Annotated in this window: 22 protein-coding genes and 1 pseudogene; 15 read left to right on the top strand and 8 right to left on the bottom strand. The window is 73.1% G+C overall.

Annotation, left to right across the window (positions count from 1 at the left end):
• Window positions 1-2: 2 nt before the first annotated feature.
• From ABZ079_RS17595 to ABZ079_RS17585, 3 genes are read left to right on the top strand one after another with little or no spacing between them, the layout of a single operon-like run.
• Window positions 3-803 carry an alpha/beta hydrolase gene (locus ABZ079_RS17595; protein ID WP_356940330.1) on the top strand — a complete coding sequence of 267 codons (801 nt, stop codon included), beginning with the start codon at window positions 3-5 and terminating at the stop codon, window positions 801-803.
• Window positions 800-1,981 (top strand): glycosyltransferase, encoded by a 1,182-nt coding sequence (locus tag ABZ079_RS17590; protein WP_356940329.1) that lies wholly within the window; start codon window positions 800-802, stop codon window positions 1,979-1,981. The genes ABZ079_RS17595 and ABZ079_RS17590 overlap by 4 nt, the downstream gene beginning before the upstream one ends.
• Window positions 1,978-3,048, top strand: coding sequence for a class I SAM-dependent methyltransferase (locus ABZ079_RS17585; RefSeq protein WP_356940328.1), 1,071 nt, complete (start codon window positions 1,978-1,980; stop codon window positions 3,046-3,048). Before ABZ079_RS17590 ends, ABZ079_RS17585 begins: the two co-directional genes overlap by 4 nt.
• A gap of 108 nt (window positions 3,049-3,156) precedes the next feature.
• Here the strand turns inward: ABZ079_RS17585 and ABZ079_RS17580 are convergent, their stop codons facing one another.
• Window positions 3,157-4,164: a lysylphosphatidylglycerol synthase transmembrane domain-containing protein gene (locus tag ABZ079_RS17580; RefSeq protein ID WP_356940327.1), complete on the bottom strand. Its 1,008-nt coding sequence runs from the start codon at window positions 4,162-4,164 to the stop codon at window positions 3,157-3,159.
• A gap of 369 nt (window positions 4,165-4,533) precedes the next feature.
• Between ABZ079_RS17580 and ABZ079_RS17575 the strand changes: the two genes are divergently transcribed.
• Complete coding sequence (locus ABZ079_RS17575; RefSeq protein WP_356940326.1) at window positions 4,534-5,178, top strand: DedA family protein; 645 nt, start codon at window positions 4,534-4,536, stop codon at window positions 5,176-5,178.
• 357 nt (window positions 5,179-5,535) lie between these two features.
• Here the strand turns inward: ABZ079_RS17575 and ABZ079_RS17570 are convergent, their stop codons facing one another.
• Window positions 5,536-6,063 (bottom strand): gamma carbonic anhydrase family protein, encoded by a 528-nt coding sequence (locus ABZ079_RS17570; RefSeq protein ID WP_356940325.1) that lies wholly within the window; start codon window positions 6,061-6,063, stop codon window positions 5,536-5,538.
• Between the two features lie 110 nt (window positions 6,064-6,173).
• Between ABZ079_RS17570 and ABZ079_RS17565 the strand changes: the two genes are divergently transcribed.
• Window positions 6,174-6,938: an acyltransferase gene (locus tag ABZ079_RS17565; protein WP_356940324.1), complete on the top strand. Its 765-nt coding sequence runs from the start codon at window positions 6,174-6,176 to the stop codon at window positions 6,936-6,938.
• Between the two features lie 23 nt (window positions 6,939-6,961).
• Here ABZ079_RS17565 and ABZ079_RS17560 read toward each other — a convergent pair.
• A pseudogene (locus ABZ079_RS17560) lies at window positions 6,962-7,367 on the bottom strand (EamA family transporter).
• A gap of 109 nt (window positions 7,368-7,476) precedes the next feature.
• On the opposite strand from ABZ079_RS17560, the gene ABZ079_RS17555 reads away from it, so the two are divergent.
• Together ABZ079_RS17555 and ABZ079_RS17550 are read left to right on the top strand one after the other, a co-directional pair.
• A complete protein-coding gene (locus ABZ079_RS17555; protein ID WP_356940323.1) occupies window positions 7,477-8,049 on the top strand; it encodes an XRE family transcriptional regulator in 573 nt (190 codons plus the stop codon).
• Between the two features lie 32 nt (window positions 8,050-8,081).
• The gene (locus ABZ079_RS17550) at window positions 8,082-8,639 is read left to right on the top strand and encodes a YbaK/EbsC family protein (RefSeq protein WP_356940322.1); all 558 of its coding nucleotides are present in this window, start codon (window positions 8,082-8,084) and stop codon (window positions 8,637-8,639) included.
• Between the two features lie 124 nt (window positions 8,640-8,763).
• On the opposite strand, the gene ABZ079_RS17545 is transcribed toward ABZ079_RS17550, so the two are convergent.
• Window positions 8,764-9,915, bottom strand: a complete 1,152-nt coding sequence (locus tag ABZ079_RS17545) for a cation diffusion facilitator family transporter (RefSeq protein WP_356940321.1) — start codon at window positions 9,913-9,915, stop codon at window positions 8,764-8,766.
• Window positions 9,916-9,976: 61 nt separating this feature from the next.
• On the opposite strand from ABZ079_RS17545, the gene ABZ079_RS17540 reads away from it, so the two are divergent.
• Window positions 9,977-10,354: a metalloregulator ArsR/SmtB family transcription factor gene (locus tag ABZ079_RS17540; RefSeq protein WP_356940320.1), complete on the top strand. Its 378-nt coding sequence runs from the start codon at window positions 9,977-9,979 to the stop codon at window positions 10,352-10,354.
• Between the two features lie 54 nt (window positions 10,355-10,408).
• On the opposite strand, the gene ABZ079_RS17535 is transcribed toward ABZ079_RS17540, so the two are convergent.
• The 3 genes from ABZ079_RS17535 to ABZ079_RS17525 form a co-directional block, all read right to left on the bottom strand.
• Entirely contained in the window at window positions 10,409-11,629 is a 1,221-nt protein-coding gene (locus ABZ079_RS17535; protein WP_356940319.1) for a 4-hydroxybenzoate 3-monooxygenase, read from the bottom strand.
• Between the two features lie 65 nt (window positions 11,630-11,694).
• Window positions 11,695-13,329: an APC family permease gene (locus tag ABZ079_RS17530; RefSeq protein WP_356940318.1), complete on the bottom strand. Its 1,635-nt coding sequence runs from the start codon at window positions 13,327-13,329 to the stop codon at window positions 11,695-11,697.
• 204 nt (window positions 13,330-13,533) lie between these two features.
• Window positions 13,534-13,941, bottom strand: a complete 408-nt coding sequence (locus ABZ079_RS17525) for a CoA-binding protein (RefSeq protein ID WP_356940317.1) — start codon at window positions 13,939-13,941, stop codon at window positions 13,534-13,536.
• Window positions 13,942-14,095: 154 nt separating this feature from the next.
• Between ABZ079_RS17525 and ABZ079_RS17520 the strand changes: the two genes are divergently transcribed.
• The 6 genes from ABZ079_RS17520 to ABZ079_RS17495 all read left to right on the top strand — a co-directional run bounded on the left by ABZ079_RS17520 (window position 14,096) and on the right by ABZ079_RS17495 (window position 21,196).
• Window positions 14,096-14,836, top strand: coding sequence for a hypothetical protein (locus ABZ079_RS17520; RefSeq protein ID WP_356940316.1), 741 nt, complete (start codon window positions 14,096-14,098; stop codon window positions 14,834-14,836).
• Complete coding sequence (locus tag ABZ079_RS17515; RefSeq protein WP_356940315.1) at window positions 14,833-15,426, top strand: histidine phosphatase family protein; 594 nt, start codon at window positions 14,833-14,835, stop codon at window positions 15,424-15,426. Before ABZ079_RS17520 ends, ABZ079_RS17515 begins: the two co-directional genes overlap by 4 nt.
• A 41-nt stretch (window positions 15,427-15,467) precedes the next feature.
• Window positions 15,468-16,094, top strand: coding sequence for a YigZ family protein (locus ABZ079_RS17510; RefSeq protein WP_356940314.1), 627 nt, complete (start codon window positions 15,468-15,470; stop codon window positions 16,092-16,094).
• A gap of 107 nt (window positions 16,095-16,201) precedes the next feature.
• On the top strand, window positions 16,202-17,365 hold the full coding sequence (locus tag ABZ079_RS17505) for an exonuclease SbcCD subunit D (RefSeq protein ID WP_356940313.1): 1,164 nt from the start codon (window positions 16,202-16,204) through the stop codon (window positions 17,363-17,365).
• Window positions 17,362-20,355, top strand: a complete 2,994-nt coding sequence (locus ABZ079_RS17500; RefSeq protein WP_356940312.1) for an SMC family ATPase — start codon at window positions 17,362-17,364, stop codon at window positions 20,353-20,355. Before ABZ079_RS17505 ends, ABZ079_RS17500 begins: the two co-directional genes overlap by 4 nt.
• A gap of 328 nt (window positions 20,356-20,683) precedes the next feature.
• Window positions 20,684-21,196: a GNAT family N-acetyltransferase gene (locus ABZ079_RS17495; protein WP_356940311.1), complete on the top strand. Its 513-nt coding sequence runs from the start codon at window positions 20,684-20,686 to the stop codon at window positions 21,194-21,196.
• Between the two features lie 84 nt (window positions 21,197-21,280).
• On the opposite strand, the gene ABZ079_RS17490 is transcribed toward ABZ079_RS17495, so the two are convergent.
• Window positions 21,281-21,727 (bottom strand): Lrp/AsnC family transcriptional regulator, encoded by a 447-nt coding sequence (locus ABZ079_RS17490; protein WP_356940310.1) that lies wholly within the window; start codon window positions 21,725-21,727, stop codon window positions 21,281-21,283.
• A 94-nt stretch (window positions 21,728-21,821) separates the two neighbouring features.
• On the opposite strand from ABZ079_RS17490, the gene ABZ079_RS17485 reads away from it, so the two are divergent.
• Window positions 21,822-22,298 carry a rhodanese-like domain-containing protein gene (locus ABZ079_RS17485; protein ID WP_356940309.1) on the top strand — a complete coding sequence of 159 codons (477 nt, stop codon included), beginning with the start codon at window positions 21,822-21,824 and terminating at the stop codon, window positions 22,296-22,298.
• Window positions 22,299-22,317 lie beyond the last annotated feature (19 nt).

The following is a 22,317-nucleotide window of genomic DNA, read 5'->3' as shown; positions in this document are numbered from 1 at the left end:
CCATGGCCATGGTCGACGCCGGCGGCATCCGGCTGCACGTCCAGCGCATGGGCCCCGCCAGCGGCCGCGCCCCGCTCGCCACGGTGGTCCTGGTGCACGGACTGCTCACCGACAGCCTGGCCAGCTACTACTTCACCGTCGCCCCCGCCTTCGCGACCGCCGGACTCGACGTCGTCATGTACGACCTGCGCGGGCACGGCCGCAGCGAGCGGCCGCCCCGGGGCTACACCCTGGACCACAGCATCGACGATCTCACGGCACTCCTCGACCGCCTGGGGGTCACCGGGCCCCTGCACCTCGTGGGCAACTCCTACGGCGGCACCGTCGCCTTCGGCTATGCGGCCCGCCACCCCGACCGCACGGCCAGCCTGACGCTGATCGAGTCCGAGCCCGCGACCGCGGCCTGGGCGGCCAAACTGGGGCGCATCCTGCGCCGGGTGACAGCGGAACTCGCCCACAACGAGCCCGACGCGATCGCCTGGATCACCGCCCACCGCGGCCACAACACCGCCCGCCTCGCCAAGGGCGCGGCCCGGCTCGCCCGCGAGACCACCCTCGGCCGGGACATCCCGGCCAGCCGGGTGCTGACCGAGGCCGAGATCAGGGCCGTACGCTGTCCGGTCCTCGGTGTGTACGGCGGCGACTCGGACCTGGTGGACCTGGTGCCGCTGAAGCAGGGACTGCTGTCCGGCTTCCGTGCGGTCGTGCTGCCCGGGCACGAGCACTCGGTGCTGGTCGAGGCGCCCGGCAGCGTCGGCGGTCACATCCTGGACCTGATCCGGGCCGGGGCGGGCGTCCGGTGAGCGCCTTCCTCTTCACCGTCCCGCCGCTGACCGGGCACATCAACCCCGCCGTCGGCGTCGCCGCCCGCCTCACCGCACACGGACACCGGGTGGCCTTCGCGTGCGCCGACCCGGCGCTGGTGCGGCGGCTCGCGGGCGCGGACCCCGAGGTGTTCGGCTGCGCGGGTCCCGTGCCGGGTGCCGCGGGCGCCGTACGACCGCCGGAGATGCGGGGCGCGGAGGCGCTGAAGTTCCTCTGGGAGTGGTACCTGATCCCGCTGGCCGACGCGATGGCGCCAGGGGTCCGCGCAGCCGTCGCGCAGTTCCGCCCGGACGTGGTGGTCGCCGACCAGCAGGCCTTCGCAGGCGCCCTGGTGGCCGAGCACCTCGGGCTGCCGTGGGCCACCTCCGCGACCACCTCGGCCGAGTTCACCGGCGCCTACGACGGCCTGCCCAAGGTCGCTCGGTGGCTGCGCCTGCGCCTGACCGAGCTGCGCGCCCGCATCGGCGACCCGACCGGCAGCGCCGATCCGCGCTTCTCGCCGCACCTCCTGCTGGTGTTCAGCACACCCGAACTCATCGGGCCGTCGGCCCCGTCGGCACCGCACATCCATTACGTCGGCCCCTCGCTCGCCGGCCGCCCGGCCACCCCCGGCTTCCCCTGGGAATGGCTGGACCACGGCCGGGCCAAGGTGCTGGTGACCCTGGGCACGGCCAACGCCGACACCGGCGGCCGCTTCCTCACCGAGTGCCTCGCCGCGCTGCGGGAGCGCGCCGACCGGGTGCAAGCCGTGCTCGCCGACCCGGGCGGCACGCTGCTCGGCACGGTGGGCGACAAGGACGTCCTGATCCTGCCGTCCGTGCCGCAACTCCCGCTCCTGGCACGGATGGACGCCGTCGTCTGTCACGCGGGACACAACACCGTGAGCGAGGCCCTGTGGCACGGCGTCCCGCTCGTCGTCGCACCCATCCGGGACGACCAGCCAGTGGTGGCCGGGCAGGTCGTGGACTGCGGTGCGGGCGTCCGGGTCCGGTTCGGCCGCGTCACCGCGGCCCGGCTGGGGGAGGCCCTGGACACCGTCCTGCACGACCCCGCCCCCCGGGCCGCCGCCGTCCGGGTCCGCACCGCGTTCCGCGCGGCGGGCGGTGCCCGGGCCGCGGCGGCCCACCTCGAACGACTCGCAGCGGAGAGCCCATGAGCGACCACAGCGACGACAAGACGGCCCGTATCGCCGCCCTGCGCCCCGCCTACCGGACCGACCTGGCCACCGGCACCGACCGCTTCCTCGCCCCCCGGCGCACCACCTGCCCCTGGTGCTCCTCCGGTCGGCTCACCGCCCGCCTGAGGACCACCGACCTGCTCCAGCACAAGCCCGGCCGCTTCGTCCTCGACGGCTGCGCCGACTGCGGCCACATCTTCCAGAACCCTCAACTCACGCAGGAGGGGCTGGAGTTCTACTACCGGGACTTCTACGACGGCCTGGGCGAGCAGCGGATGAGCGGCACCTTCGGCGGCCGAGGCGCGATGTACCGGAGCCGGGCGGAGGCGATGCTGCCGCACGACCCCGGCCCGAAGACGTGGCTGGACGTCGGCACCGGCCACGGCCACTTCTGCGAGGCCGCCCGCACCGTCCTGCCCGGCACCGCCTTCGACGGACTCGACTTCACCGACGGCGTGGAACTCGCCGCCCGCGAAGGCCGCGTGCATCACGCCTACCGCGGCGCCTTCCCCGCCCTCGCCCCCGAACTGGCCGCCCGCTACGACGTGGTGAGCATGTTCCACTACCTGGAACACTGCACCGACCCCGACCGTGAACTGCGCGCCGCCCACGAGGCCGTACGTCCCGGCGGTCACCTCCTGATCGAGGTCCCGGACCCGGAGAGCCGCTACGCCCGCATCCTCGGCCGCTGGTGGCTGCCCTGGCTCCAGCCGCAGCACCTGCACTTCATACCGGTCGCCAATCTGCGGCGGCGGCTGACCGAACTGGGCTTCACGGTGGTCGCGGAGCAGCACGCCGAGCCGCACGACCCGGTCGACCTGCTCGCCGCCGTCTGGCTGGCCCTCGACCACACCGCCCCGCGCGAGGACGCGCCCTGGCTGCCCGAGCCGCCCGGCGTGCTGCGGCGCGGCCTGCGCACCGCGCTGCTCCTCGCGGGCGTACCCGCCCTCGTCACGGCGACACTCCTCGACCGCTTCGCCCTGCGCCCCCTGTCCCACCCCCTCGGCCTGTCCAACGCCTACCGCCTGGTGGCCCGCCGTGCATGAGCCGTGACCTTGGTGGCCGGCCGGGCGTGACAGGTGGTCTACGGGTGGTCCCGGTGGTCTGCCGGGTGTGATCGGTGGCCTCGGCGGCCCACCCTGAGTGACCCGCGCTCACAGCGCCTTTGCGCGGATCAGCGCCGACAACACCAGGGCGGCGGGCAGTAGCGGCAGCCAGTCGGTCAGCACGCGGTAGCCGATCACGGTCGCCGTGGCCACCGCCGGCAGGGAGCCGAACGCGACCAGCGTCCACACCAGCGCCGCGTCCACCGCGAGCCCGCCCGGCGCCGGTACCGCCCCGGCCGTCGAGCCCGCCACGAGGGAGGCGAGCGTCACCTGCTCCCACGGCAGCCCCAGCCCGAGCGAGGCCCCGACACAGGCGAGGGTGCCCGCCTGCACCAGCGGCATCGCGACCGCTCCGCCCCACAGCGCGAACACCCGGCAGGGCCGCGAGTGCACCGCACGCGCGTCGGCGAGAGCCGACCGCGCCAGCCCGGCCACCGGCCGCCGCAGCGGCCGTACGACCATCAGCAGCAGCCCCGCGACCGCGAGGACCCCGCCCGCCACGGCGGCGGGCATGAGCAGCCGCCCGTCCGGGACCAGCTCACCCAGGCGCCGCCAGGCCGGCGAGACGGCCAGGAACACGAGCAGCACCAGTGTCCTCGCGGAGGACTTCGCCAGCGAGTACAGGCCGATCGACGCGGTGGCCCGGTCCAGCGGCACCCCCCGCGCCCGCAGAAAGCGCAGGGTGACGGCATGGGCGCCGAGCCCGCCGGGCAGCACGTGATTGGCGGCACCGGCGGCGAACTGCGAGGCCAGCAGCAGGCCCGGTGGCAGCCGGCCGGGCAGGGCGCCCTGCCGGACACACGAGGCCGCCACCCAGCTGAGGCAGGTGAAGCCGACCCCGGCCGACAGCCACCGCGGGTCGGCGGAGACCAGCCGCCGGATCCCCTCGTCCAGGACGGGCCGGTTGGTGACGGCCCAGCCCCCGGCGAGCAGCACCGGGGCCAGGCACAGAACCAGCCGCACGGGCCGGGCCGACAGGAGGGAGACCGACCGGGCCGGGGTGCCGGGACCGGCGCAGGCGACCCCGGGCCCGGGAGCGGGTTCCTGCCCGGTCAACGCAGCGGAGGAGACGGGGGTGAGCGGGGGAGACGGGAGAAGTGGGGAGGGCGGAGGAAACGGGGGAGGCGGGGGAAGCGGGGGAAGCGGGGGAAGCGGGGACAGTGAGGACACGGGGATGTCGTCCTTCCGCAACGGGCCCCGCGGCGGGGCCCTGGGGAGGCGGGCCGGGCGAAATCGCGGGGAGCCTTCCCCTCCCGCGTGACAACGGCCTGTCCGAAGACCGAAGGAGCGAGGGCGCGGCGGTGCGGTGCGGCCGGGCGGGTGCGCGCGAGCCGCCGTTCACAACCGACCAGGTAGCCTTCCCGTGGGGCACGCTTCGCATGCGCGGCCCCGAAGCGAAGGACAGTGACAGGGGAGGAACCGGCGGTGCACGTCCAGGAATGGCTCGACTCGGTGCCCGCGGCCGCCGTCTATGCCTTGGTGGCTCTGGTGATCGGCCTGGAGAGTCTGGGCATCCCGCTGCCGGGGGAGATCATCCTGATCTCGGCGGCGCTGATGTCCTCGCAGCATTCGGGCGTCAATCCGGTCGTGCTCGGCGTGTGCGCCACCGCCGGTGCCGTGATCGGTGACTCCATCGGCTACGCGATCGGCCGCAAGGGCGGCCGCCCGCTGCTGGCCTGGCTCGGCAGGAAGTTCCCGAGGCACTTCAGCGAGGGCCATGTGGCCACCGCCGAGCGGTCCTTCGAGAAGTGGGGCATGTGGGCCGTCTTCTTCGGCCGCTTCGTCGCCCTCCTGCGCATCTTCGCCGGCCCGCTCGCGGGCGTCCTGCACATGCCGTACTGGAAGTTCCTGATCGCCAACGTCCTCGGCGGTATCTGCTGGGCGGGTGGCACGACGGCCGTCATCTACTACGTCGGCATCGTCGCCGAGGACTGGCTGAAGAGGTTCTCCTACCTGGGCCTCGTGGCGGCTCTGGTGATCGGCCTCGCGTCCATGCTCATCGTGAAGCGCAAGGCGAAGAAGGCCCAGGCGACACAGCCGGAGGCGGAGCCGGTGAGCGCCGGGGAGTGAGTCCCCCTCCCGGGGGCGCGGGGCTGTATCGACGTGCGGCTTCGTCGCGTGGGCGCGACGAGCCCGGGCGAGCTGGACGCGAGTCATGCAGAAGTACGCGGTCGTCCAGCGCATCACGCGCGTCTTCTGGATCCCGCGTGGTGTGGGGCGCCAGCCATCCACGCCCGTCCGGCGACTGGCAGGGCTCTGTCTGCTGGTACTCGCCTTCGGGACCACCGCGCTCGACCGGGACCATGGTGCATTGCTTGGTGGATGCCGGGGACCGGCCGCTCCAGGCACCGCCGCTGACCTGAGGCCTGGGGTACGCCAATCCGCCTCGCAGGAGACGTTCCCCAGGCATCGCACCCGCCGTCGCGGCTACTCGTGCACCCCGCGATGCGCCTTCGCCAGCTCCTGGTACATCGTGCCGTTGAGGGTGATCCCCTCCCGTTCCTCCGCGGTCAACGCCCTCTTCACCTTCGCCGGTACCCCTGCCACCAGCGACCCCGGTGGCACGACCATCCCCTGGGGCACCAGCGCCTGAGCGGCAACGAGAGATCCGGCGCCGATCACGGCCCCGTTGAGCACGGTCGCCCCCATCCCGATCAGACAGTCGTCCTCGACGGTCGCGCCGTGCACCACGGCGTTGTGCCCGATGGACACCCGCTCCCCGACACTGACCGGAAACCCCGGATCGGCATGCAGGGTGACGTTGTCCTGTACATTCGCGCTGGCCCCCACGGTGATCCTCTCGACATCGCCGCGCACGACAGCCCCGTACCAGACACTCGCCCCCGCACGCAGGGTCACGTCACCGATCACCGAGGCCGTAGGCGCGACGAACGCCTCCGGGTCGACCTGGGGCTCCTTGCCGCCGATGCCCACGACCAGTGCCTTGTGCGTCATCACCGTTCTCCTCACGTCCGGCCTGCACCCGCACCGTACGCCACCCCGTAGGGCGAAGATCACAGCGGACCGGACTCCGTCGGCGCCCCCCTCTGAGTACCGTAAGGCGCGTGCCGAAGCGCAAGAACACGTTCTCATCCTGGCGCCGCCGCCTCACCCAGCGTGCCGTCCACGCGACCTGGGCCTGGGCGCAGCGGGCGGGCTCCATCACATCCGAGCACCCGGCAGGCTTCCGCTTCGGCGCGATGGGAACAGGTACCAGGCTGGCCTTCCCGCTCGGCACGGTCTTCGGCGAACCCTGGATCCACCTCGGCTCCCACTGCATCGTCGGCGAACAGGTCACCCTCACCGCCGGCCTGATGCCGGACCTCGATCTCGGCCCGGACCCGATCCTGCGCATCGGCGACGGAGTGGTCCTCGGCCGCGGCAGCCACGTCATCGCCGACACGGCGGTCACCATCGGCAGCGACTGCTACTTCGGTCCCTACGTCTACGTCACCTCCACCAACCACTCCTACGACGACCCGCACGAGCCCATCGGCAAGCAGTGGCCGCGGATGGAGCCGGTCGAGATCGGCCCGGGCTGCTGGATCGGCACCGGCGCGGTGATCCTGCCGGGCGCGCGGATCGGCCGGAACGTGGTCGTGGCGGCCGGTGCGGTCGTACGCGGCACGGTGCCCGACCATGCCGTCGTGGCCGGGGCACCGGCCCGCGTGGTACGCCGCTGGACGCCCGACGACGGCTGGCAGCCGCCGCTCAGGACCCCGGCCCCGGTGCCGATCCCGGAAGGGATGACGCCGGACCAGTTGCGGGCGCTGGCGGAACTGGACGAGGACGGGGTGGCGCGGCTTGCCGAACTGGAACCCGAGAGCTGACGCGACCGGACCGAAACCCGGGCTCAGCCGGTCGCCGGCAGCACCGTGCCCAGCAGCCCCAGGCCCGCACCCGCCGCCTGCACCGCACGCGACCGCTCGCTGAGGAAGCCCCGCGTGGCCAGCGCGGTCACCACCGGGTACAGCGAGGCGAGGACGGCCGCCACGGTGACCGGGCCGTGCTGGGCGGCGATCGCGTGCCGAAGCCCAGCGCCGCGACCAGCGTGAGCGGAATCGCCTGCCGCTGGACGGCCGCGCCCCGCCTTGCGGACCGCCCGCGAGGACGACGCCGGTGACGGGGACGGCGATGCCCGCGAACTGGAGCGAGACGACCACGACCGTCAGCGCGGGGGTACGCCGTGTCAGCGGCCCGCCGCCGGCGTCGGCCAGCCCCCACAGGAGACTGGTGGTCAGGGCGAAGAATGCTGTCACGATGCCTCGCAGTACAGTTCGTTGCACGAGCGGGTGCGCCTCACCGTAGTTCAGTCAGTTGGACTACGTTATTCACAACAATGAACCATCTTGGATGTTTGGACGGAATGTGTCGGAACTCGAACTCCTGACCCAGTCCCTGGCGCGCAACGTGAAGCACTGGCGCTCGGTGCGGGGTTTCACCCTCGACGTGCTCGCCGCCCGGGCCGGCGTCAGTCGCGGAATGCTCATCCAGATCGAGCAGGCGCGCACCAACCCGAGCATCGGAACGGTCGTCAAGATCGGCGACGCGCTCGGCGTCAGCGTCACCACGCTCCTCGACTACGAGCGGGGCCCCCAGGTCCGTGTCGTCCCCGCCGAACAGGCCGTACGGCTGTGGCACACCGAGGCGGGCAGCTACAACCGGCTCCTCGCCGGCACGGAGGCTCCCGGCCCGCTGGAGATGTGGGACTGGCGGCTGATGCCGGGCGAGCGGAGCCCCTCCGACCCGCACCCGGCGGGTACGGTCGAGCTGGTCCATGTCACCGCCGGTGAACTGACGCTCACCGTGGACGGCGTCCAGCACCTCGTCCCGGCCGGCGCGAGCGCCACGTTCGAGGCCAGTACGTCGCACACCTACGGCAACGACGGCCACGAACCGATGGAGATGGTGATGGCCGTCTCGGTGCCACCCGTGCACTGAGCCGCGCCGGAGCGGACTGTTAGCGTGCGGCCATGCGCGCACCCATCGGAGACTTCGACACCGCCGCCCCCGCCCCGGACTGCCTGGACGAGCTGACCGCCCCGGTCGCCGACGCCGTACGCCACTGGCAGGGCGGCGTCCCCGCCGACCGGATCGTCTACGTCGACACCGACCCGTCCTGGGCCGACACCGCCGTCTTCGTCGAGCACTACGGCCGCGAGCTGCTGGAGCAGTCGGCGAACTGCGTGGTGGTCGCGGGCAGGCGGGGTGGCGAGACCACCCTTGCCGCGTGTGTGGTGCTCTCCACCACCCGGGTCGACGTCAACGGTGTCGTCCGCCGCCAACTCGGTGCCCGCAAGGCCTCGTTCGCCTCGATGGAGACGGCGACCGGGGAGACCGCCATGGAGTACGGCGGCATCACCCCCCTCGGACTGCCCACCGGCTGGCCGGTGTTGGTGGACCCGGCCGTCGTCGACCTGCCCTATGTCCTGGTCGGCAGCGGCCGCCGACGCGGCAAGCTGCTGGTACCGGGCAAGGCACTCGCGGAACTGCCGGGCGCGGTGGTGCTGGAGGGTCTCGGCGTCGCCTGACCCTGCGGCCGGCCGGCTCGTCCATCGGTCCGACGCTCCGCCGGCCGGTCTGCGGGCCGGCTCGTCGGCCCGTACACCGCCGTGTTCTCCGCCCTGCACACCGGCAACCGGCCATTCTCAGGCGTCAGGCCGTCACATGGTGGGCCAGCGCCAGATGCGGGTCCGTCTCGCCCGGAGCCGGCGCCGGGTCGGCGTGCACCAGAGCGGCGGTCAGCCCCGGTACGGCATGCAGGAGGGCGTGTTCGGCCTCGACGGCGATCGCGTGCGCCTGCCGTACCGTCGCCTCGCCGTCCACCACCACCGCGAGTTCGGCCCGCAGCCGGTGCCCGATCCAGCGCAGTCGCAACTCGCCCACCTCCCGAACGCCCGGCACGTCCCGCACCGTCCGCTCGGCCCGGTCCACCAGCGCCGGGTCGACGGCGTCCAGTACCCGCCGGAACACCTCCCGCGCCGCGTCCCGCAGCACCAGCATGATCGCGGCCGTGATCACCAGCCCCACGACCGGATCCGCCGCCTGCCAGCCGAGGGCCGAGCCCGCGGCGCCCACCAGCACGGCCAGCGAGGTGAATCCGTCGGTACGGGCGTGCAACCCGTCGGCGACCAGCGCGGCCGAACCGATCTCCCGGCCCACCCGGATCCGGTACCTGGCCACCCACTCGTTCCCGGCGAAGCCCACCACCGCGGCCACCGCGACCGCCGGCACGTGCCCGACCGGACGCGGGTCGAGCAGCCGTCCCACGGCCGCCCACGCGGCGAAGGCCGCCGAGGCGGCGATGGTCAGCACGATGACGAGCCCCGCGAGATCCTCGGCACGCCCATAGCCGTAGGTGAACCGGCGGGTCGCGGCCCGCCGCCCCAGCACGAAGGCGATGCCGAGGGGGACGGCGGTCAGCGCGTCGGCCCCGTTGTGCACCGTGTCCCCGAGCAGCGCCACCGACCCGGACACGGCCACCACGACCGCCTGCGCCAGCGCGGTCACGCCGAGCACCGCCAGCGACACCCACAGCGCCCGCGTCCCGCGCGCCGACGACTCCAGCGCCGGGTCCAGCTTGTCGGCGGTCTCATGGGAGTGGGGGCTGAGCAGGTGGGCGAGACGACGACGCAGGCCTGGGGAGGGAGCGTGCGGGTGTCCGTGGTTCGTCCCGTGCGCACGGTGATCGCACGGGTGCCGGTGGCCGCCGTGCTCGTGCCCGCTGTCACCGTGCGGGTGCCGATGCCCGCCCTCGCCGTGCGGACGTCCGCCTGTCCCGTGCTGTTGAGGGTGCCGGTCGCTCACGTCGAACCCCTTCCGGTGTGCGGGAGTGGACGCTCGGCGTCCAGAGAGCCATTATGTGCGTATGAGCGCACGCATGCACCTATCACCTGCACATCATGCGCATCCGCGTCGCCCGGGCGAGGAGCAGTTCGCGCTCGCCGCCGAACTCCTGTCCCTGCTGGGTGACCGCACCCGCCTGGCTCTGCTGCACGCCCTGACGGCAGGGGAGGCCGACGTCACCACGCTCACCGAGGCGTGCGGCGCCGCCCGGCCGGCCGTCAGCCAGCACCTGGCCCGGCTACGGCTCGCCGGCCTGGTGGACACCCGCAAGGAGGGGCGCCGGGTGATCTACTCACTCCGGCACGGACACCTGCGCCGCCTGGTCGAGGAGGCGCTGAGGACGGCGGACCACCGCCTCGCCGAAGGAGCCGGAGAGCGGGTCGCCGAGGCGACGCGCTGAGCCGCTCGTCACAGGTCGCGGTGGCGGCCGCCGTCCGCGACGGCCGCCGTGGGTTCAGAACGCGGTGGCCGTTCCGAGGTACTGCTCGGCGAAGGCCGCCGCAGCGACCGGTGAGGTGAACAGCCGGCGGAGCCGGGCCAGTGCGGTCCCGGCCCGGTAGGGGTCACCGTGGGAGGTGCCGTGGTAGATCTCGGAGAGCCACTCGGAGAACTCCTCGTAGTCCCATACGCGCCGCAGGCAGGCCCCCGAGTAGCCGTCCAGGCCCGTGTGGTCGCCCTTGGCCAGATACGCGACGAGGGCGTCGCCGAGCAGGAACGCGTCGTTCAGGGCCAGGTTCATGCCCTTGGCGGCGATCGGCGCGACGAGGTGTGCGGCGTCGCCGGCCAGGAGGAGACGGCCGAACACCATCGGTTCGACGACGTAGTTGTGCATGTCCAGCACACGCTTCTCGAGCAGCCGTCCCTCCGTCAGCGGCGGGCGGTCCGCCGCCCGCAGGCGCTGCTGGAGCTCGTCCCAGACGCGCTCGTGCGACCAGTTGTCCGGGTCGTCGCCGGGCGGGCACTGGAGGTAGTAGCGGGTCATCTCGGCGCTGCGGGGCATGTGTCCGGCGAACCCGTTGGGGTGCATGCCGAACAGCACGCGGTCGGAGGACGGCGGTGCCTCGGCGAGCAGTGCCAGCCAGCCGATGCCGTAGTCGTGCCGGGATATCCGCGCCCGCTCGGGCAGCGAGGCCCGGCTCGCCCCGCGGGCCCCGTCGCAGCCCGCGACGAAGTCGCAGCGCACCAGCAGCCGTTCGCCGCTGTCCGGGTCGGTGTACGAGACGGCGGGCCGGTCCGAGTCCAGGTCGTGCAGGCGCACGTCCCGCACGCCGAAGCGGATCTCGCCTCCGCGCACGTCGGCGTACTCGCGGACGAGATCGGTCACGAGCAGGGGCTGCGGGTAGACCCAGTGGTGACGTCCCGTCAATTCCCGATAGGGGAAGCGGTATCCCCGGCCGTCGAAGCGGAACTCGCACTCGGAGTGCCGCTCCGCACGCTCCAGCAGGGGGCCGGCCAGGCCACGCTGTTCGAGGCCGCGTACGGCCCACTCCTCGATCACCCCGGCGCGCGGCCGCCGTTCGATGAACTCTCTGCTTCCGGCCTCCAGGACCAGGCAGTCGACGCCGGCGGCCCGCAGGATGTTGCCGACGGTCAGTCCGGCCGGTCCGGCGCCCACGACGACGACCGGAAAGCGGCGTGGGGCAGGGGAGTCGGAGTGGGGGGAAGGAGACGTCACGCGAGCATTATGGCGGTGTCCCGTCAGCCGAGCCGACGGGACGCCGTACGTGACGCGGGAGGGGGTCAGTGCGCGGGCGCGTCCGTGACCGTGACCTCCTCGATGCTGCGCTCGATCGCCTCGGGTTCGGAGGCGGTGGCCTTGGCCCAGTAGTAGATGGCCAGGGAGAAGGCCGCCACGACCAGGATGTCCCACCACAGCGGGATGATGCCGCGGCCGCCGAAGCCGCTCAGCCAGGAGATCAGGCCCAGGCCGATCAGGTAGCCGGGCAGCCACTGCGCGGCCTTGAAGTCCAGCCGGGGCGCGTCGGACCGCCGCTTGCTGGTGGCGTACCAGGCGTAGGAGCCCAGCAGCACATAGCCGAGCAGGATCGCGAAGCCCAGCCTCCACAGGGTGTCCCAGCCGGCCCAGTAGATGATGAGGTTGGCGACCACGAACGACAGCGGCGAGATGATCTTGCCGCCGGGCAGCCGGTAGGGGCGCTCGTGGTGCGGCAGGCGGTCGGCGAAGACGCCGTAGGCCAGCGGCGCGCCCGCGTACATCAGCACGCTCGCCGAGGTGATGAAGCCGACCAGCTCCTGCCAGCTCGGGAACGGCAGGAAGCAGATCACACCGGTGACGAACGACATGAGCAGGCCGAACCACGGCACGCCGCGCTTGTCGGTCTTGGCGAACGCCTTCGGCGCGTAGCCGTTCTTGGCCAGGCCGAAGGAGACGCGCGAGGTGGCGGTGGTGTAGATCAGGCCGGTGCCGCCGGGGGAGATGATCGCGTCGACGTAGAGCACCCAGCCCAGCCAGCCCAGGCCCACCAGGGTCGCCAGACCCGCCCACGGGCCGCTGATGCCGGGGAAGTCCAGCTTGGCCCAGCCGTGCGCGAACGAGGTGTGCGGCAGCGCGGCGATGAACACGACCTGCAGGAGGATGTAGATCACGGCGCCGATCGCCACCGAGCCGAGGGTCGCCCGCGGCAGGTCACGCTTCGGGTTGCGGCTCTCGCCCGCCAGCTGGATCGCCTGCTCGAAGCCGAGCAGCGCGAAGATGATGCCGCTGGAGCTGATGGCGCCGAGGATGCCCTTGGCGCCGAACGGCGCGAAGCCCTCCGAGGTGAAGTTGCTCGCGTGGAAGTTGGTCGCCGCGATGATGAAGATCGCCCCGAGCGGCACGGCGATCTTCCACCAGGTGGCGGCACTGTTGGTGTGCGCCAGGGCCCGGACGCCGAAGAAGTTGACGCCGACGAAGACCGCCATCAGGAAGACGGCGGTGACGAAACCGCTGGTCGTCAGCGTTCCGTCCGCGTGTTGCAGACCCTGGGCCCACTGCCAGTGACCGGCGTAGCCGATCATGGCCTCGACCTCGATGGGGGCCACGGTGGCCGCCTGCAGCCAGGCGAACCAGCCGAAGGACATGCCGGCCAGGCCGCCGAACGCGTAGTGCGGGTAGCGGGCGGTGCCGCCCGCCACCGGGAACATGCCGCCGAGCTCGGCGTGCACGAGCGCCAGCAGCACGATCGCGACCGCGCCGATCACCCACGAGATGATCGCCGCGGGGCCGGCCACGACGACCGCCTTCTCGGCGCCGTACAGCCAGCCGGAGCCGATGATGGAGCCCACGGAGGCCCACATCAGACCGATCAGTCCGACATCTCGGCGCAGACCGCCGGACTCCGTCTTGGCCTGTGGCAAGGCGTCGAGTTTCGCCATGTCAAGTGGCCTCTCAGTTCATGAACGCAGAATCAACGAGCAAGGGACGCCACAGGCTAGGAAGGCTTTCCGTGCCGACAAAAGACTGTTTTCCAAATCTTGACCCAAGATCTTGCCTGTCTTGGGTGCAGCCTTCGCGCAGGTCAGACACCAACTCGGAATGTCAATATTCAGCGCAGAATTGTGAGAAGAAAGTGAGACAGGCTAGCGGAGGCGGGGAATTTCGATCGCCGGGCAGCGGTCCATGACCATCTCCAGACCGGCCGCCCGGCTCCGCTCGTAGGCGGCCTCGTCGACGACACCCAGCTGGAACCACACGGCCCGCGCGCCCTTCGCCGCGGCCTCGTCGGCCACCGCGCCGGCCAGCTCGCTGTTGACGAAGACGTCCACCACGTCCACGTCGAAGGGGATGTCCGCGAGGGAGGCGTAGCCCGGCTCGCCGTGCACCGTCTCGGCCTTGGGATGCACCGGCACGACCCGCTTGCCGAAACGCTGCAGCACCTGTGCCACCCCGTAGGCGGCCCGGTTGCGGTTGGTGGACAGGCCGACCACGGCCCAGGTGTCACCCAGCTCGGTCAGAATCCTGCGGATCGTCGCTTCGTCGCCGTACACGGCCGTCTCCTCGGGCTGCGGGGGATGTCGGATGGTCGTCGGTTCGGGCAACAGCGCCCCCGGAACGCTGATTCCCGCCCCGTACCCCGCCACGGTGTCCGGAATCGGCGCAAGGTGCCTGCGTACCGCCGCCCGCCCGCCTACGCTCGGCCCCGTGCTGCGCATCCTCGACGACCGAACCGGTGAGCCCGTCGCCGCCGCGCCCGCCCGCCGCGGCCTGACCCGCATCGAGGCCCACGCCTCCGGCCTCGATCCGACGGCCCTGCGGGTGCTGCTCACCGCCGACCTGCTCGTCCGCGCCCTGGAACTGGGCGGTACCCCTGTCTGGACGATCCTCACCGCGCCCCACCGGCAGGCCGAGCTGCGCACCGCAGCCACCGCCCTGGCCATCCGCCCCTTCGAGGACGGCCGCGACCTCGCGTCGGGGCTGGGGGAGGAGCAGGTGATCCATGTGCGGGAAGCGGGGCCGGACACCGTGCCCGGCGAGGGACCGGTGGCGGCCGTGGCGCCGGTGAGGTGGGTGGGTGCTGACCCCTCGCTCCCGACCCTCCTCGCCAACCCCACGGCGCTGCGCCTCGCCCTGGTCTCCGTCCCCCGCACCGAACCCGCCCGGCTGGACACCGCACTGCTGGACCATGCCGCACAAGGGCTCGCCCACTGGCGCCGGGCCGTGGCCGGATGGGCGCGGCAGCCCTCGCGGCCGGTGCCCGACGAGGTGCGGGCGCGGCTGCGGGCCGCCTGGGAGGACGATCTCGACCTGCCCCGGGTCCTGGAGGTGCTGCGGGACGTGGAGAACGCCCCGGACCTGCCCGACGGCGCCCGCTTCGAGACGTACGTCTACGCCGACCGGCTGCTCGCCCTGGACCTGCCCCGCGACGTCGGGACCCTCGCGTGATCGAGCGGGCGGGTGCCGGCCCGCTGCGCCGCCTGGTGGTGCTGCGGCATGCCAAGTCCGGGTGGCCGGAGGGCGTCGAGGACCACCGCAGGCCGCTCGCCCCGCGCGGCCTCAGGGACGCCCCGGCCGCCGGCCGCTTCCTCGCCGGGGCCGGTGGCCTGCCCGACCTCGCCCTGTGCTCCACCGCCCTGCGCGCCCGCCGCACCTGGGAGCTGGCCTCCGCCCAGTGGGGCACCCCGCCTCCGGTCCGCTACGACCGGCGGCTGTACGCGGCCGGCGTACCGGACCTGCTGGAGGTCGTGGCGGAGGTGCCGCGCGAGGTGGAGACGCTGCTGCTGGTCGGGCACAACCCGGGGCTCGAGGACCTGGTCCTTGAGCTGGCCGGGGACGGTCTGGACGACACGCTGGAGCGGGTGCGGGTGAAGTTCCCGACGTCCGCGATCGCCGTCCTGGCCTGGCGCGGCACGGGCTGGCCGGCCCTCGCCCCGGGCACGGCCCTGCTGACGTCGTTCACGGTGCCGCGCGGCAAGAAGGGCGACGGCAAGAAGGGCGACGGCAAGAAGGGCGACGGCAAGAAGGGCAAGGAGTAGCCCGGCTCACCCGGTGTGCACCCTCGGCATAGGCTGACCGGATGCAGGACGAGTACCGCACAGTCGCCCACGCGGGCGTGCACGAGACCGAGATCAACCGCTCGCGCTTCCTGTGCGCCCTCGCCCCGGCCGCCACCGAGCAGGAGGCGCAGGACTTCCTCGCCTCCGTCCGCAAGGAGCACGCCGACGCCACCCACAACTGCTGGGCGTACGTCATCGGCGCCGACGCCTCCGTGCAGAAGGCCGGCGACGACGGCGAACCGGGCGGCACCGCCGGCGTCCCCATGCTGCAGATGCTGCTGCGTCGCGACATGCGGTACGTGGTCGCCGTCGTCACCCGCTACTACGGCGGCGTCAAGCTCGGCGCCGGTGGCCTCATCCGCGCCTACGGCGGAGCCGTCGGCGAGGCCCTGGACGCGCTCGGCACGATCACCCGGCGCCGTTTCCGGCTGGCCACGGTGACCGTCGACCACCAGCGCGCGGGCAAGGTCGAGAACGACCTGCGGTCGACCGGACGCGAGGTGCGGAACGTCCACTACGGTGAGGCCGTCACCATCGAGATCGGCCTCCCGGACGCCGACGTGGACGCCTTCCGCGCATGGCTCGCCGATGTGACGGCGGGCACGGCGGGGTTCGAACTGGGTGGCGAAGCCTACGGAGACGCCTAACGATTGCGGCGAATCGGGCATAACAGTCCTAAGAGGGGCGGATCATGACGGGCTGATAAGGGAGTAACCGCCCGTGATGTCAGACCCGGCCGTTAGTCTCGGGGGTCATGAGACTCCTGCACACGTCCGACTGGCATCTCGGGCGGGCCTTCCACCGGGTGAACCTGCTCGGGGCCCAGGCCGGGTTCATCGGTCACCTCGTCACCACCGTGCGCGAGCGCGAGGTCGACGCGGTGGTCGTGTCCGGGGACGTGTACGACCGCGCGGTGCCGCCGCTCGCCGCGGTCGAGCTGTTCGACGACGCCCTGCACCGCCTCGCGGACCTCGGCGTGCCCACGGTGATGATCTCCGGCAACCACGACTCGGCCCGCCGCCTCGGCGTCGGCGCCGGACTCATCGACCGCGCGGGCATCCACCTGCGCACCGAGCCCTCCGCCGTCGGCACGCCCGTCGTCCTGACGGACGCCCACGGCGACGTCGTCTTCTACGGCCTGCCGTATCTCGAACCAGCCCTGGTGAAGGACGAGTTCGCGGTGGACCGGGCAAATCACGAGGCGGTGCTCGGCGCCGCCATGGACCGCGTCCGCGCCGACCTCGCCACGCGCGCGCCGGGCACTCGTTCCGTCGTCCTCGCCCACGCCTTCGTCACCGGCGGGCAGGTCAGTGACAGCGAGCGGGACATCACCGTCGGGGGAGTGGCCGCCGTTCCGGCCGGTGTCTTCGACGGCGTCGACTACGCGGCGCTCGGGCATCTGCACGGCTGCCAGACGATATCCGAGCGGGTGCGCTACTCCGGCTCCCCGCTCGCCTACTCCTTCTCCGAGGCCGACCACCGCAAGAGCATGTGGCTGATCGACCTGGCCGCCGACGGCTCGGTCACCGGCGAGCGCGTCGACTGCCCGGTGCCGCGCCCGCTCGCCCGCATCCGCGGCACGCTGGACGACCTCCTCGCCGACCCGGAGCTGGTCCGGCACGAGGACGCCTGGGTCGAGGCCACCCTCACCGACCCGGTCCGCCCGGCCGACCCGATGGCCCGGCTCACCGAGCGCTTCCCGCACACCCTCAGCCTGGTCTTCGCCCCCGAGCGGGCCCCGGACGACCCCCAGGTGTCGTACGCCCGCCGGCTCGCGGGCCGCAGCGACCAGCAGATCGCCCAGGACTTCGTGGCCCACGTACGCGGTGCCGCACCGGACGAGCGGGAGGCGGCCGTGCTGCGGGACGCCTTCGACGCGGTGCGCGCCGACGACGCCGTACGGGAGGTCGCCCGGTGAGGCTGCACCGGCTGGACGTCACCGCCTTCGGGCCCTTCGGCGGCTCCCAGAGCGTCGACTTCGACGCGCTGTCCGCCGCCGGACTCTTCCTGCTGCACGGCCCGACCGGCGCGGGCAAGACCTCCGTCCTGGACGCCGTCTGCTACGCCCTCTACGGCGCCGTCCCCGGTGCCCGGCAGAGCGGCCAGGGCATGAACCTGCGCAGCGACCACGCCGAGACGCGCACCCGCACCGAGGTCCGCCTCGAACTGACCGTCGCCGGACGCCGGCTGGAACTCACCCGGCAGCCGCCCTGGGAGCGGCCCAAGCTGCGCGGCAAGGGCACGACCGTCGACAAGGCCCAGACCTGGCTGCGGGAGTACGACAGCGCGGCCGGCGTCTGGAAGGACCGCAGTCGCTCGCATCAGGAGATCGGCGAGGAGATCACCCAGCTGCTCGGCATGAGCCGCGAGCAGTTCTGCCAGGTCGTCCTGTTGCCCCAGGGCGACTTCGCCCGCTTCCTGCGCGCCGACGCCGAGGCCCGCGGCCGCCTGCTCGGCCGCCTCTTCGACACCCAGCGGTTCGCCGACGTCGAGAAGCGCCTCGCCGAACGCCGGCGCGCCACCGAGGCACGCGTGCGGGAAGGGGACGCGGCCCTGCTCGCCGGTGCCCACCGCATGCAGCAGGAGGCAGGGGACGCCATGGAACTGCCCGAGCTGGCCCCCGGCGACCCAGGTCTGGCCGAGGCCGTCCTCGGCGCCGCCGCCGTCGCCCGCTGCACCGCCCGGGAACGCCTCACCGTCGCCCGCTGCCGCCTCGAAGCCGCCGAATCCGCCCAAGCCGCAGCGCGGAACGCCCTGGCGGAGGTACGGGAAGTCGCCCGGCTGCAGAGCCGGTTCGCCGAGGCGCGGCAGCGCGCCGAGCGCCTCCAGGAGCGGGCCGGTGCCCACCGCGAGGCGCAGGAACGCATGGAGCGGGGCCGGAAGGCGGAGGCTGTCGCGCCCGCGCTGGAGCTGCGGGAGGCGGCCGAGGCGGAGCACCGCAGGGCCGTCCAGACGGAGTCCCACGCGCGTGTGATGCTGCCCGGCTCCTTCGCCGACGCCGGTGCGGATGGGCTCGCCGCCGCCGCCCGCCGCGCCGCCGAGGAGCTGGGCGGGCTGGACGCCGCCCGGCGTGCCGAGCAGCGGCTCGCCGACCTGGCCGAGGAGCGGGCCGGACTCGACCGGCAGGAGCGCGCCGACGAGGACGTCCTGCGCGAGGCCGACGCCTGGCTCGCCGACTGGGACACCACGCGCGCGGCGCTGCAGGCCCGCATCGACTCCGCCCAGGAGGCCGCCACCCGCGCCGAACAGCTCGCCGTCCAGCGGGAACCGATGCGGAGGCGTCTCACCGCGGCCCGCACCCGGGACGGACTCGCCGCGGACCTCGAGGAGGCCCAGCGCCGGGCCCTCGCCTCCGAGCAGCGCGCCCTCGACGCGCGCGCCCACTGGCTCGACCTCAAGGAGCAGCGCCTGAACGGCATCGCCGCCGAACTGGCAGCCCACCTCACCGACGGCGAACCCTGCGCAGTCTGCGGAGCCACCCAACACCCCGCACCGGCCCGCAAGGTCGCCGGACACGTCGACCGCGAGACCGAGGACCGCGCCCTCACCGCCTACCAGCGCGCCGAGGAGCGGCACACCGAGGACGAGCGGCGCCTCGGCGCCGTCCGCGAGGCCCTGGCCGCCGCCACCGCCGAGGCCGGCGACACGCCCACCTCCCGGCTCGCCACCGAGGCCGATGAACTCGAGCAGCAGTACGCCCGCGCCCGCCGCGACGCCTCCGCCCTGCACGCCGCCCACGAGGAGCTGCGGCGCGCCGAGCACGAGCGCGAGCAGCGCCTCGCCGACCGCCAGCAGGCCGCCGTGCGCGCCGCCTCCCGGCTCACCCGGCGCGAGAGCCTGGAGCACGAACAGGCCTTGCTGCAAGAGGAGTTGACACAGGCACGCGGCACGGCCGACAGTGTGGCCGCGCGGGCCGCGCAACTGGAGCGGCAGGCGACGCTGCTCACCCGGGCCGCCGACGCCGTGCGCGCCGCCGAGGACACCGCCCAGCGCCTGAAGGACGCCGACGCCCGCCTCGCCGACGCCGCCTATCGGTCCGGCTTCGACACCCCCCAGGCCGCGGCCGACGCCCTCCTGGACGCCGCCGCCCACCGCGAGCTGCAGCACCGCCTGGACGCCTGGCAGGCGGAAGAGGCCGCCGTACGCGCCCTGCTGGCCGAGGTCGGCACCGCCGCGGCCGCCCAGCAGCCGCCCGCCGACCCGGCCACGGCCGAGCGGACGGCGGCCACGGCGGAACGCCGGCTGCGGGAGGCCGCCTCCGCGCGGGACGCAGCCGCCCGCTGCTGCGCCGAGCTGGACCGCCTCTCCGCGCTGGCCGCCGAGGCCGTACGACGCCTCGCGCCGCTCCGCGACGAGTACGAACGGGCCGCCCGGCTCGCCGCCCTCGCCGCCGGCACCTCCGCCGACAACGCACGCAAGATGCGCCTGGAGTCGTACGTGCTCGCGGCCCGCCTGGAGCAGGTGGCCGCCGCGGCGACCGTCCGCCTGCAGCGCATGTCCTCCGGCCGCTACACCCTCGTCCACTCAGACGACCGCAGCGGACGCGGCCGCAGCGGGCTCGGCCTGCACGTGGTCGACGCCTGGACGGGCCGGGAACGGGACACCGCCACCCTGTCCGGCGGCGAGACCTTCTTCGCCTCCCTCGCCCTCGCCCTCGGCCTCGCCGACGTCGTCACCGACGAGGCGGGCGGCGTCCGTCTGGACACCCTCTTCATCGACGAGGGCTTCGGCAGCCTCGACGACCAGACCCTGGACGAGGTCCTGGACGTCCTCGACTCGCTGCGCGAACGGGACCGCAGCGTCGGCATCGTCAGCCACGTCGCCGACCTGCGCCGCCGCATCCATGCCCAACTGGAGGTCACCAAGGGCAGATCGGGCTCGTCACTGCGGCAGCGGGGAGTGGCATAGGACCGAAGGCGAGGGGGTGGCAGAGCGATCCCGGCCCGTCCGTTCACGGATGCCGTGCACGGGCGAGTACACCGGGGCTCTGATCCGGCCCGCCGACGGGACACCCCAGGGTGCCGGCCGGCCGGCACCCGGCAGCGTGTCGCCCCCGTGGAAAACCCTTTGCTCCGGGGGGAGATGGGTTGGTACCGTCATGCGGCGCAGGAAGCGTGTGATCACGAGGCAGGGAGGTTGATGAATATGGCTGCCAGCAGCCCTCTTCGGCATGCCCTTGTCCGGTCCGCGCGTCGTAGAGCGCGGTCCGGGTCGTTGCAACGACCAGGAGTCACACGTGAAAGCCTCCACCTCAGCAGCCCACGCTGAGCTGACCACCGACCGTCTCGTCCTCCGGCCCTGGACCATGGCCGAGGCCACGGCGGTCCTCGACGACACCCGGTCGGCCCACTGGGCCGACGACTTCCCCGCCGAAGGCGACCGCGTCGTCGCGGGCCTCTTCGAGCAGCACCCCGCCTGGCTCGGCGAACACGGCCACCGTCTGATCATCGAGCGTGACAGCGGCCTCGTGGTGGGCTCGATCGGCCTGTTCTGGCCACCCAGCGAGGAAGTCCTCGAAATCGGATACGGCATCGTGGCCTCCCGGCGCGGCCGCGGCTACGCCACCGAGGCCACCCGGGCGCTCGCCGCGTTCGCCCTCACCGCGCCCGGTGTCCATACCGTGGTCGCCGACGTGGAATCGACGAACCCGGCCTCCGCCCGCGTGCTGGAGAAGGCCGGCTTCCACCGATGGGCCACAGAGGAAGACGCGGCCCGCTACAGGCTCACGAAGCCGGACCGGCACAAGTGACGACCCGGTGGGTCGGCGGCCTGCCGCCGACCCACCGGCTGAGCCAGGCCCTCCGTTCCGCCCGCCTGAACCGAGGAGAACCGCCTAGCGGCCCAGCGGCCGCCGGGGCAGGGGCGACGAGTAGACCACGCTGGTGGTCACCGAGCCCAGCGCGCCGATCTTCCCCGAGACCTCCTCCAGATGGGACATGGAACGCGCGGCGACCTTGATGACGAAGCAGTCATCGCCCGTGACATGGTGCGCCTCCAGGATCTCGGGGGTCGCCGCGACCAGGTCGTGGAACGGTTTGTAGTTTCCGTTCGGATACCTGAGGCGTACGAACGCCAGGATCGGCAGGCCGAGCCGCTCCGGGTCGACGACCGCCGTGTACCCCCGGATCACGCCCGCCTCCTCCAGCCGGCGGACCCGTTCGGTGACGGCGCTCGGCGACATGGATACCTCGCGGGCCAGCTCGGCGTAGCTCGCCCGTCCCGCGCGCTGGAGGACCTCGAGGATGCGCCAGTCGGTGGCGTCCGGGGAATACACGGTCATCTCGGATGGATAGCAGGGAAATCCCCGGCCGGGCAAGGGCAAGCCCGTGGATCCGCACTTCTGCGAGCAGACCGCGGACCATAGATTTCCAGTCATGATCACCACGACTTCCGAGAACCCCGTGCTGCGGGTCGCCCCCGCCGCTCCCGCCGAGGCCGCCGCCTACTTCCGGGCGAGCCTGACCTTCCACGCCGACGTCTCCGACGTGGCCGCCGCCCTCGCGGCCGGCGGTGACCCTGGCTTCGCCGTCATCGACACCCGTTCCACCGAGTCCTGGGACCAGGGCCACATCCCCGGCGCGCTCCACCTGCCGACCGCGCTCATCCCCGAGCAGGCCGAACAGCTCCTCGACAAGTCCGTACCCGTGGTGACCTACTGCTGGGGGCCCGGCTGCAACGGCGCCACCCGCGCCGCCCTCGCCCTCGCCGAACTCGGTTACCAGGTCAAGGAGATGCTCGGCGGGTTCGAGTACTGGGCCCGGGAGGGTTTCGCCTACGAGACGTGGCAGGGCGCGGCACGCCGGGACGCCGACCCGCTGACGGCACCCATGGAAGGCGAGTGCGGCTGCTGACACCCGCCCGCGCAGGTTC

This window comes from Streptomyces sp. NPDC006314, from assembly GCF_040613075.1.
Classification (GTDB): domain Bacteria; phylum Actinomycetota; class Actinomycetes; order Streptomycetales; family Streptomycetaceae; genus Streptomyces.
This window is presented reverse-complemented; position numbering and strand designations above follow the sequence as displayed.

Excerpts from the sequence above, each read along its gene's own strand:
- ABZ079_RS17550 (WP_356940322.1), top strand. The coding sequence starts at position 8,082 with ATGCGCGCACCCATCGGAGACTTCGACACCGCCGCCCCCGCCCCGGAC.
- ABZ079_RS17505 (WP_356940313.1), top strand. The coding sequence starts at position 16,202 with ATGAGACTCCTGCACACGTCCGACTGGCATCTCGGGCGGGCCTTCCAC.
- ABZ079_RS17530 (WP_356940318.1), bottom strand. The coding sequence starts at position 13,329 with ATGGCGAAACTCGACGCCTTGCCACAGGCCAAGACGGAGTCCGGCGGT.
- ABZ079_RS17540 (WP_356940320.1), top strand. The coding sequence starts at position 9,977 with ATGAGCGCACGCATGCACCTATCACCTGCACATCATGCGCATCCGCGT.
- ABZ079_RS17570 (WP_356940325.1), bottom strand. The coding sequence starts at position 6,063 with ATGACGCACAAGGCACTGGTCGTGGGCATCGGCGGCAAGGAGCCCCAG.
- ABZ079_RS17595 (WP_356940330.1), top strand. The coding sequence starts at position 3 with ATGGCCATGGTCGACGCCGGCGGCATCCGGCTGCACGTCCAGCGCATG.
- ABZ079_RS17490 (WP_356940310.1), bottom strand. The coding sequence starts at position 21,727 with ATGACCGTGTATTCCCCGGACGCCACCGACTGGCGCATCCTCGAGGTC.
- ABZ079_RS17585 (WP_356940328.1), top strand. The coding sequence starts at position 1,978 with ATGAGCGACCACAGCGACGACAAGACGGCCCGTATCGCCGCCCTGCGC.
- ABZ079_RS17510 (WP_356940314.1), top strand. The coding sequence starts at position 15,468 with ATGCAGGACGAGTACCGCACAGTCGCCCACGCGGGCGTGCACGAGACC.
- ABZ079_RS17485 (WP_356940309.1), top strand. The coding sequence starts at position 21,822 with ATGATCACCACGACTTCCGAGAACCCCGTGCTGCGGGTCGCCCCCGCC.